The 9,082-nt window shown below is 69.5% G+C and carries 9 protein-coding genes; 6 read left to right on the plus strand and 3 right to left on the minus strand.

Annotated features, from left to right (window positions below; all coding sequences use genetic code 11):
* Positions 1–200 precede the first annotated feature (200 nt).
* Positions 201–1,304, plus strand: a complete 1,104-nt coding sequence (locus AC1DP1_RS10550; RefSeq protein WP_477506819.1) for a tyrosine-type recombinase/integrase — start codon at positions 201–203, stop codon at positions 1,302–1,304.
* Between the two features lie 108 nt (positions 1,305–1,412).
* Here AC1DP1_RS10550 and AC1DP1_RS10555 read toward each other — a convergent pair whose 3' ends face one another.
* Positions 1,413–2,213 carry an alkaline phosphatase family protein gene (locus AC1DP1_RS10555; RefSeq protein ID WP_477506820.1) on the minus strand — a complete coding sequence of 267 codons (801 nt, stop codon included), beginning with the start codon at positions 2,211–2,213 and terminating at the stop codon, positions 1,413–1,415.
* 314 nt (positions 2,214–2,527) lie between these two features.
* Positions 2,528–3,889: a hypothetical protein gene (locus AC1DP1_RS10560; RefSeq protein WP_477506821.1), complete on the minus strand. Its 1,362-nt coding sequence runs from the start codon at positions 3,887–3,889 to the stop codon at positions 2,528–2,530.
* A 337-nt stretch (positions 3,890–4,226) separates the two neighbouring features.
* Here AC1DP1_RS10560 and AC1DP1_RS10565 point away from each other — a divergent pair, with 337 nt between their 5' ends.
* The 3 genes from AC1DP1_RS10565 to AC1DP1_RS10575 all read left to right on the plus strand — a co-directional run bounded on the left by AC1DP1_RS10565 (position 4,227) and on the right by AC1DP1_RS10575 (position 7,025).
* The gene (locus tag AC1DP1_RS10565) at positions 4,227–4,892 is read left to right on the plus strand and encodes a response regulator transcription factor (protein ID WP_477506822.1); all 666 of its coding nucleotides are present in this window, start codon (positions 4,227–4,229) and stop codon (positions 4,890–4,892) included.
* Between the two features lie 30 nt (positions 4,893–4,922).
* Positions 4,923–6,263: a sensor histidine kinase gene (locus tag AC1DP1_RS10570; RefSeq protein WP_477506823.1), complete on the plus strand. Its 1,341-nt coding sequence runs from the start codon at positions 4,923–4,925 to the stop codon at positions 6,261–6,263.
* A 216-nt stretch (positions 6,264–6,479) separates the two neighbouring features.
* On the plus strand, positions 6,480–7,025 hold the full coding sequence (locus tag AC1DP1_RS10575; protein WP_477506824.1) for a phosphatase PAP2 family protein: 546 nt from the start codon (positions 6,480–6,482) through the stop codon (positions 7,023–7,025).
* On the opposite strand, the gene AC1DP1_RS10580 is transcribed toward AC1DP1_RS10575, so the two are convergent.
* Positions 6,974–7,300, minus strand: a complete 327-nt coding sequence (locus AC1DP1_RS10580; protein ID WP_477506825.1) for a PepSY domain-containing protein — start codon at positions 7,298–7,300, stop codon at positions 6,974–6,976. The two genes, AC1DP1_RS10575 and AC1DP1_RS10580, sit on opposite strands and share 52 nt — an antisense overlap.
* 125 nt (positions 7,301–7,425) lie before the next feature.
* On the opposite strand from AC1DP1_RS10580, the gene AC1DP1_RS10585 reads away from it, so the two are divergent.
* Both AC1DP1_RS10585 and AC1DP1_RS10590 read left to right on the plus strand, forming a co-directional pair.
* Positions 7,426–8,100 carry a response regulator transcription factor gene (locus AC1DP1_RS10585; RefSeq protein WP_477506826.1) on the plus strand — a complete coding sequence of 225 codons (675 nt, stop codon included), beginning with the start codon at positions 7,426–7,428 and terminating at the stop codon, positions 8,098–8,100.
* A 50-nt stretch (positions 8,101–8,150) separates the two neighbouring features.
* The coding region (locus AC1DP1_RS10590) for a histidine kinase dimerization/phospho-acceptor domain-containing protein (RefSeq protein WP_477506827.1) at positions 8,151–9,082 on the plus strand (932 nt) is incomplete at its 3' end.

Below are 9,082 nucleotides of genomic sequence, written 5' to 3' on the forward strand. Positions count from 1 at the left end.
CCGGCCCCTGACCTGCATCTTCGCTGGTGGGCGATACTGGGTTTGAATTTTTCTACAGGAATAGCGGCGATACTGGACAAGAGTGCTCATTAGCGCCCTGACCTGCGGTTATGCTGTTTTGTATCGCCTTCTGACGTGGACGGAAACGGACAGTTTCTGCCATCCTTGTTGCACGTTGTTGCACGCGAGGGGAACTCAAGTTGGCACGCAGGCGCGGTTTCGGAGCCATTCGGAAGCTGCCATCTGGCCGGTGGCAAGCCTCCTATCTCGGCCCCGACACGCTCCGACACAAGGCAGCGGTCACCTTCGAGACGGCAGAGGATGCCGAGGGCTGGCTCACTGATCGACGTCGCGAGATCAACAGCGAGGACTGGACCCCGCCCACGACCAAGCCTCCGATCACGTTCGGAGAGCACGCCGAACGCTGGCTGACGAACCGCACCCTCAAGCCGCGCAGCCGCTACCACTACCGAAAGATGCTCGACGCGAAGCTTCTGCCCACCTTCGGCTTCGTACCGCTCAAGCACATCACCGCCGACCTCGTCGACGACTGGTACTACCGGCTGGGGGACTCGGCCCCTACGTCTCGAGCTCACGCCTACGGGCTGTTCAGGACCATCCTCGGAGACGCCGTGCAACGGCGCCTCATCACTCACAATCCTTGCCACATCCGCGGCGCCGGGAACGTCAAGCGTGCCAAGCAGATCGAGCCAGCGACTCTGCCAGAACTGGAAGCGCTCGCCCAGGCGATGCCGGAGCGCTACCGGCTGATGGTGCTGCTCGCCGCCTGGTGTGGCCTCCGGTTCGGCGAGATCACCGAACTACGCCGACACGACGTTGACCTCACGCACGGCGTGGTGAAGATTCGCCGCGCGGTCGTGCGGGTCGACGGCGCGTTCGTCATCGGCACACCCAAGTCAGACGCAGGCACACGAGATGTAGCCATCCCGCCGCACCTGCTCCCCGTCGTCAAGACCCACTTGGCCAGCAACATCACTGGAGGCCGTGACGGACTCCTCTTCCCCGCAGCCGGAGACCCGACCAGGCACCTGGCGCCCGCCACGCTCTACAAGGTTTTCTACAAGGCACGCGAGGAAGCTGGGAGACCCGACCTCCGGTTTCACGACCTTCGCCACACCGGAGCGGTCCTGGCTGCCAGTACCGGCGCCACTCTGGCCGAGCTGATGGCGCGCCTCGGACACTCCACTGCCGGCGCGGCACTGCGCTACCAACACGCGGCCCAGAACCGCGACAAGGTCATAGCGGAAGCCCTATCTGGTCTGGTGGCGAAGGATCCGTTCTGAGCGCTCCACCTACTGGGTTCGGAGCCGCATTCAACCGCCTTCGCGATGCGCCGTGCAGCGGCTCATGCATAGCTTGTGACGTGTTGGCCATGACCGAGACGTTCCCCATCACAGCCCGAAGGCGGCCTTCATGTCGGGGGCGGTGGCTCCGTTTTGCAGCGGCTTGACGCCGAGGACCTGAGCGATGAAGCGGGTCAACGAGTAGTGAGTGAGGGGGGTGTGCACCACCTTGTGGGAGATGCTGGGCGTCAGCACCGAAGTGAGCACGACGTTGCCGGAGTGCTTGTCATCCTCGTCGGCGGTGACGATCACGACAAGCCGGCCGCTCATGAAGTCAGTACTGCGAAGGACCGGGGTGAGCTGCCGCTTGAGCCAGGAGTCAGCCACCGAGAGCGACGCGTCGTGGGCGTCGTGGGCGAGGTTGGGGATCAGGAAGCCAACGTTGGGAAGACCATTGCCGGCCGCGTCAGCGGGAAACGGGTTCAGGTTGCGGTCGTGTGCCAGGCAGTTGGTGCGCCCTTTGGGGAAGTAGGCCCACGGGTTGTGGCGCACGGCGTACTGCGGCGTTCCGACGGCCCGGTTGGGGGAGTCATTGACCTGGCAGGTCTCGGGCATCGTCTCGGCGTACGTTCTTGCGGTCTTGCCAGCTGCGATCGCCTGGTCGAAGACCGACGTGGCCGACCCGACGTCGGATGTGTGTGTCGTCGGTGGTTTGTCGTCGTGGACGCCGAAGGTGGATCCACCGGCGATGCCGAGGTAGTTCGGCAGGCTGGGGTGCGCGAGGGCAGTCCAGTGGGTGGCGTAGCCGTACTTGGCCGAGAGGCCCGCGAGGAACGGCATCCCCGCCTTCATCTGGGCGTAGGAGTGGTTCTCCTCGATCACGATGAGCACCTTGCTCGGCGTGACCATGGTGCTCCCTGAGGCCAGCCTCGCGGTGGGGGCGGACCCGGAGGGCGTCGCCGGCGAGGACGTGTTGCTGGCGTCTGATGTTGCCTTGGATGCGGTTGTGGACTGATGCTGGCTGAAGCCGCATGCAGCGAGGCCTGCCAGGAGCACGCCTGCACAGGCAACGGCCGCTGTGCGGGAGCGTGCCTTGGTCATGTGGACATCCTGCTCGATCGGGCTGAGTGGCCAGCGTCCCGTCGCGAACCTGCACGCCTCCTGACTGCCGTGCTCCGTGGCCGAACTGAGCCGGTGTGTGACGTGCAGTCTCGGATGTCCAGTCAGCTGCCGACCGGTAGTCGTTGGGACCGTCGCGCCGTGACCAATGCCCCGGACGCGGCTCGGCGCGTCTGGCCGGGTCGTGTCTCGGTGCGACGCCAGACCACGTAGGGCCCCACGCTCGTGGCTCGCTGGTAGTCGGCGTCGAGCACTCGCTCTGCGGTCGTGGCGTCCACACCCCATGTGGCGAGGGACGGCCCGCTGACGACGACCCACGTCGGGGCCTGCCGCCCCTGCAGCACGCGTGTGAGCTCGGAGAGGGAGGAGTCACGGACCCGCACGGGGAGGCTCCACAGGTTCTCGTAGGGGCTGTCGAGCCCGGAGTCGTAGACGATGTTGGGATGCCCGAAGCCGACGACCACGGAGTCGCCGGGGGAGCGGTGGCTGCGGAGGTAGGTCGCCACAGCGAGATCGGCCGTATTCGGTGGTGTGGCGTTCGCGACGACCACGAGCGCGGTGAGGCACGACGCCAGCGCGAATGCCAGGGCGAGGCCGGTGGAGCGCCTGAGCCGGGTGCCCCGCTGGGCGGCCGCGACGGCGAGAAGGACCATCCCCGGAACCAGCCCGACCAGGTAGTGGAGCCAGTAGCTTCCGCCTCCGGCGACCGCTGCGAGCTCCCAGACCAGCACGGCGAGGGCCGGCAGGCGCAGGTCCGGGACGGAACGGTCCGGAACGACTTCGTCGGGGTCACTGTCGGCCCGGACGGGTCCACGCAGCCCGAGGGCCAGCGCGGCGACGACGAGGGGGCCGCCGCTGAGGACGGCCGCAACGAGCAGCGTGACCAGGCGGTCGGTGGTGCTGATGGTCGCGGAGGCGTGGATGACGGACATCGCGTGTGCGCGGAACACGACGAGGGCGTCCCACAACATCGACGGCTCGGTGCCTCGTACCTCCGCCATCGCAAGGGCGACGCCCAGGCCGCCGGTGGCTCCCGCTGCCGTGCCTGCCGCCAGGACCAGGGCCCGCCTGAGCCCGGAGCCGGTCGCGATCACGCCGACGAGGACGGCGGCGACGACGAAGACGTCAACGACGTTCTGCTTGACGAGTGCTGCTGCCATCCCCGCGATTCCTGCGCCGGCGCACCAGGCCGCCGCCGCCGGCGGTGAGGCGCGGCAGGCGCGCACGAGCCACACCATGCCGAGCAGGACGAACGGGACGGACAGCAGCTCACCGTCGACCTCGGTGCCGAACAGTGGGGTGCTGATGAAGATGGCGGCCACAAGCACCGGCGTCAGGGTGCGACCGTTCGCGGCGACCCGGGTGAGCACAGACGTCAGGAGCACCGTGGACACCACGACACCCGTGCTGAGGATCCTCAGCCCCGTTTCACCGCCGAGGTGGTCGGCGAGGTCGAACAGCGCCACCAACAAGGGTGGACGGTCCACCCAGTAATGACCGTAGAGAGACGGCCCCGGGTGCCACTGCGAAGCAACAAGGAGGAAGCCCCCCTCGTCCGGGCTCAGAGGCCACTCGACGAAGGGCACCCCTGCCAGGGCAGCGAGGGCCGCCAGCAGCCACGCGGGCCGCCCGATGGCGCTCATCCGTTGCCGACCGGCGCGCCCGACGTCGTCGAGACCCATCGCACCACAATCCGTCGGCCCACCTGCACGCCGCCTGACTGCAGGGCAGACTGGGACAGTCAGGTTGTGTGCAGGCGGCGCGCAGCATCCTGAGCAACCGACGAGGACGAGGAACCCACCGATGGCGCGTGTAGGACTGTGCGAGGACGACGCCGCCATCCGCCGCGTGGTCACCGAAGCCATGCGCCTCGCGGGCCACGAGGTCCTCATCGCCCACGACGGCGGCGAGGCGCTGCGGCTCTTCACCGAGGACGACCGGCTCGACGTCGTCATCCTCGACATCGGGCTGCCTGACGCGGACGGGCGCGACGTGTGCCAAGCCCTGCGATCGGGCGGCCAGACTGCCCCGGTCCTATTTCTCACAGCGCTCGGTGCGGTGCACGAGCGACTGGCTGGGTTCAGCGCGGGCGCTGACGACTACCTCCCCAAGCCGTTCGACGTCCTGGAGCTCATCGCCCGCGTGGAAGCCTTGGCCAAGCGGGGACGCCTGGTCGTCGCCGCCGCGCCCACCGACCTCGTGCTGGACCCCGCCCGCCACTCCGTGGCCTGCAACGGCAAGGAGTCCCTGTTGACACCGACCGAGTTCCGGATGCTCGCCGCCATCACCTCGCGTCCCGGCGAGGTCGTGCGTCGACGGGCGGTGGTCGCAGCGGCGTGGCCCCAGGGCGGGATGGTCAGTGACAACACCGTCGACTCCTACGTCCGGCGCATCCGGGTCAAGCTCCGTCAGGTGGGCTCGCCGATCGAGCTCGCCACCGTGCGCGGCGTGGGCTACACCCTGAGGTGATGGACCGACGTGGTCGATCACCAAGGTCGCGTGACCTCTGAGGCCGGGCGGCACGGGCTGCGCCGCCTGTCACCGAGGTCGTTCCGCGCGACGATCGTCACCTCGACGGTCGGGTTGATGGCGGTCGCGATGGTCCTCGTGGTGCTCGGCATCCAGGTCGTCCTCGACTTCACCGCGCAGCGCGACATCCGACAGGTCCTCGAGGACCGTTCCAACGCGATGGTCTCGGTCATCGAGCAGGCGTCCTCGACCCGCTTGACCGTCCCGGACGACACTCTCGAGCCCGGCATGGTGGTGTACGACGCCAGCGGTGATCGCGTCGCAGGATCGGTCGAGTCGGTCGTGCGCGACGCGGCCGACGACCTGGCGACGACCGACCGGGTGCGCACGGTGCGGGGGCCGGCCGACCAGGAGCGGCTCCTCGGCACTCCGTTCACCACGCCCAGTGGTGACAACGGCGTCCTCGTCGTGAGCCAGGAAACCGGCCCCTACGAGCGCTCGGAGCTCTACGCACTCCTCGCCACGGTCGCGCTCGGCCTGGTCTTCATCGGGGGGACGGCCGTCATCGCGCTGCGAGTCACCCGCCAGGCACTGAGGCCGGTCGCACTGATGGCCGACCGGGCCGCCGAGTGGAGCGAGCACGACCTCACCCACCGCTTCGAGCTCGGCCCGCCCACCAACGAGCTCTCGGCGCTCGGCGAGACCCTGGACCACCTCCTCGACCGCGTCGCGTCCGCAATCCGCTCCGAGCAGCGGCTCACCTCGGAGCTGGCCCACGAGCTCCGGACCCCGCTGACCGCCATCCAAGGATCAGCCGACCTCGCCCTGCTACGGGGCGTCGAGGACGACGCACTGCGCGAGAACCTGACCCAGATCTCCGCCTCCAGCCGGGAGATGGCCGCCGTGATCTCCACGCTCCTCGATCTCGCCCGGGACGGCTCCGCGATGGGGCGGGAGCAGACATGCGACATGGCCGACGTCGTGCCCGCCCTGATGACGTCCGCCGGCGATCGGGTCGACGTGGTGGACCGCACCGGCAGCCGGACCGCGCGTATCGCCGCCCCTGCCGCGCTCGTCGCACGTGCTGTGTCCCCTGTGGTCGACAACGCCGCCCGGCACGCGCGGCGCCGCGTCGAGCTCACCTCGGTCGAGCACGCGGACCGGGTGGAGCTAGTGGTCTCCGACGACGGCGACGGGGTCGACCCGAGCGTCCGAGACGATCTGTTCGAGCCCGGCGTCTCCACCGAGGGTGGGGCTGGCCTGGGCCTCGGCATCGCCCGTCGCGTCGCGCGATCGTTCGGGGGAGACATCCGCCTGGACGACGACGTCGCCGTCGGCGCGTCCTTCCGGATCACTCTTCCGCGTCGCTGATGGGCAGTCAGGTGGCGTGCAGGTTGGGTGCGCCACGGTGTTCTCTGCGGCCCTCGCACCCCCGGAGAGGGCACGCCCACTGGGGAAGGAGCGCAAGTGGCGTCACGCGAGGCCGTCCGGTACTGGTCAGCCGCGCTGGTCCTCGGTGTGTGCCTTCTGATGCTCAGCGTCGCGGTGGGGCTGGCGTGGTCACCCCTTGCGCAATTGGATCGTGAGGTGTCTGCCCACGCCTTCGCAGCGACCTACGGGCACCACCAGCGGATCACGGCGTGGACTGCCGTCACGGACTGGGGTGGCCCGTGGCCGATGCGACTGGTCCTGGTCGGCGTCGGAGTCATTCTTCTCGTCCGCCGAAAGATCGTCCTGGGGTTGTGGCTCGTGGTCCTGGCCGCGTTCGAAGGCGTTGTCGCGCCGATCACGAAGTACGTGCTCGACCGTCCAAGACCGTCGTGGCCGGACCCGATCACCGTGACAGCTTCGGCGTCCTATCCCTCAGGGCACGCGGCGGCGGTCGCCACGACAGCCGTTGCACTCGCACTCCTGGCCCGACGAKCGGCGGTCACGTGGGCCTGTCTGGTCGTCGCCGTCGCGGTCGCCGCGAGCCGGGTGTATCTCGGCGCCCATTACCTCAGCGACGTGGTGGGCGGGCTGCTGCTCGGTGCGGTGCTCGCCGTGTCGACGCACGCGGTCGTGACCTGGTGGACACGATCTCACTCGGAGCCGGACTCCTCGGAGTCGTCCTCGATGACGACGATGCCGTAGTTCTCGTCGAGGCGGACGTCGACGGTGGTGCCGTCGGGCTTAGTCACCTCGACCTCGTAGGTGGCGCCGTTCTCGTTGTCGGTCTCGACGCTGTTCGCGGTGCCCCCGCCCGTAGCCTCCAGGGCCGCCTTCGTGGCGGCGTCGGCCTGCTCCTGGGTGTAGTGGTGGCTGGCGGGGCCGTCGTCGCCGCCGTCTCCGGCCACTGCCACGCCGCCGACGACGGCGGCTCCTGCTGTCCCCAGCGCCACGCCTGCTGCCCAGATCCGCTTGCGCATCTCGACTCCTCCATCGCTCGTGTGTTCGTTCCCCCACTGTGCGCCAGCGGTGCTGAAGCGGCGCTGAACGGACCGTTCAGCCCGCGTTCAGCGGGCGTACAGGTGGGGTGTGGGACTCTCGCACGGTGCGGGTCCTGGTGGTCGAAGACGACAAGCAGCTGGCCGCAGCCCTGCGTCGCGGACTGGAGGCGGAGGGGTACGCCGTCGACACCGCTCTCGACGGGCGAGAGGGTTCCTGGCTTGCCGGCGAGAACCCCTATGACGCGATCGTGCTCGACGTGATGCTGCCGCACGTGTCGGGTGACGAGATCTGTGCGCGTCGTCGCGAGCAGGGCGACTGGACGCCGATCCTCATGCTGACCGCGCGTGCCGGTCCGGACCAGGAGGTGCGGGCCCTGGAYGCGGGGGCGGACGACTTCCTCGCCAAGCCGTTCTCCCTGGCGGTGCTCCTCGCTCGGCTGCGGGCGCTCGTGCGACGGGGGAGTGGCGAGCGACCGACCGTGCTGGTGGTCGGCGACCTCGAGCTCGACCCGGCCGCACACCGSGTCKCGCGRGCGGGGACSAGCATCGACCTCACGCCSCGCCAGTTCTCCATGCTGGAGTTCCTCATGCGGCGCTCYGACGAGGTCGTGTCCAAGGCCACGATCCTCGACCACGTGTGGGACTTCGCCTTCGAGGGTGACCCCAACATCGTCGAGGTCTACGCGCGCCAGCTGCGCCAGCGGATCGACCACCCGTTCGGSAGGGCGAGCCTCGAGACGGTGCGGCTGGTGGGCTACCGGGTGGTCGACGACMGGTGAGTCGCCTSGACRCCCTCTCCCTSCGSAGCCGTACGACGTCCACAGCGGTCGTGATCGTCTCCGTGCTCCTGGGCGCGGGTGCCTGGGTGCTCCTGACGACGCTGGACCGGCAGCTGGTCGCCGCCACCGACCGTGCCTCCCAGACCACCGCGCACGACCTGGTCGCGATGGTGCAGACGGACCGGCTGCCAGACGTGCTGACCCAGGTGGGCGACGACGGGGTCGCCCAGGTCTTCGCGGCGGACGGCACGGTGCTCGCCGCCTCCGCCAACATCACCGGCCGCGGACCCATCACGCAACCGGCCGGCCCGGCGGCGCGGCAGCGCACGTTCGACGGCCCGGACGACCAGGAGACGGAGACCTACCGGGCGTGGGTCGTGCCGGGCGCCTCCCCTGGCGGCGACGTGACCGTCGTGGTCGGCAGCAGCCTCGAGGCGGCGCACGAGGCCTCCCGGCGCCTGCGCACGCTGCTGCTCCTCGGCGTGCCGCTGGCCGTGCTCCTGCTCGGCGCCGTGGTGTGGGTGCTGGTCGGGCGCGCCCTCGGCCGACTCGACCGCATCCGTGCCGAGGTCGACGCCATCGGCCCCCAGCAGCTCGACCGGAGGCTGGTCGTGACCGGACCGCGCGACGAGGTCAGGCGGCTCGCCGCGACGATGAACCGGATGCTGGACAGGGTCGAGTCGGCCGTGACCAGGCAGCGCCAGCTCGTCGCCGACGTCTCCCACGACCTYCAGAGTCCGTTGGCGACGCAGCGCCTGTCCCTCGAGGTGGCCCTGCGTGAGCCGGGGGCGGTCGATGCCGACGAGCTCCGGTCGGGTGTGCTCGGTCCGGCGCAGGCGATGGAGCGGCTCGTCGACGACCTGCTCGTCCTCGCGGCGGCCGACGAGCACGCACCTGCGGCCATGAGCAGCGTGGACCTCGACAGCCTCGTGCTCGAGGAGGCGGAGCGTGCCCGCGGCCACAGCCGCGTGAGCATCGACAC

It is taken from the genome of Nocardioides sp. P4_G10, from assembly GCF_056401175.1.

Excerpts from the sequence above, each read along its gene's own strand:
- AC1DP1_RS10555 (WP_477506820.1), bottom strand. The coding sequence starts at position 2,213 with ATGGTCACGCCGAGCAAGGTGCTCATCGTGATCGAGGAGAACCACTCC.
- AC1DP1_RS10565 (WP_477506822.1), top strand. The coding sequence starts at position 4,227 with ATGGCGCGTGTAGGACTGTGCGAGGACGACGCCGCCATCCGCCGCGTG.
- AC1DP1_RS10580 (WP_477506825.1), bottom strand. The coding sequence starts at position 7,300 with ATGCGCAAGCGGATCTGGGCAGCAGGCGTGGCGCTGGGGACAGCAGGA.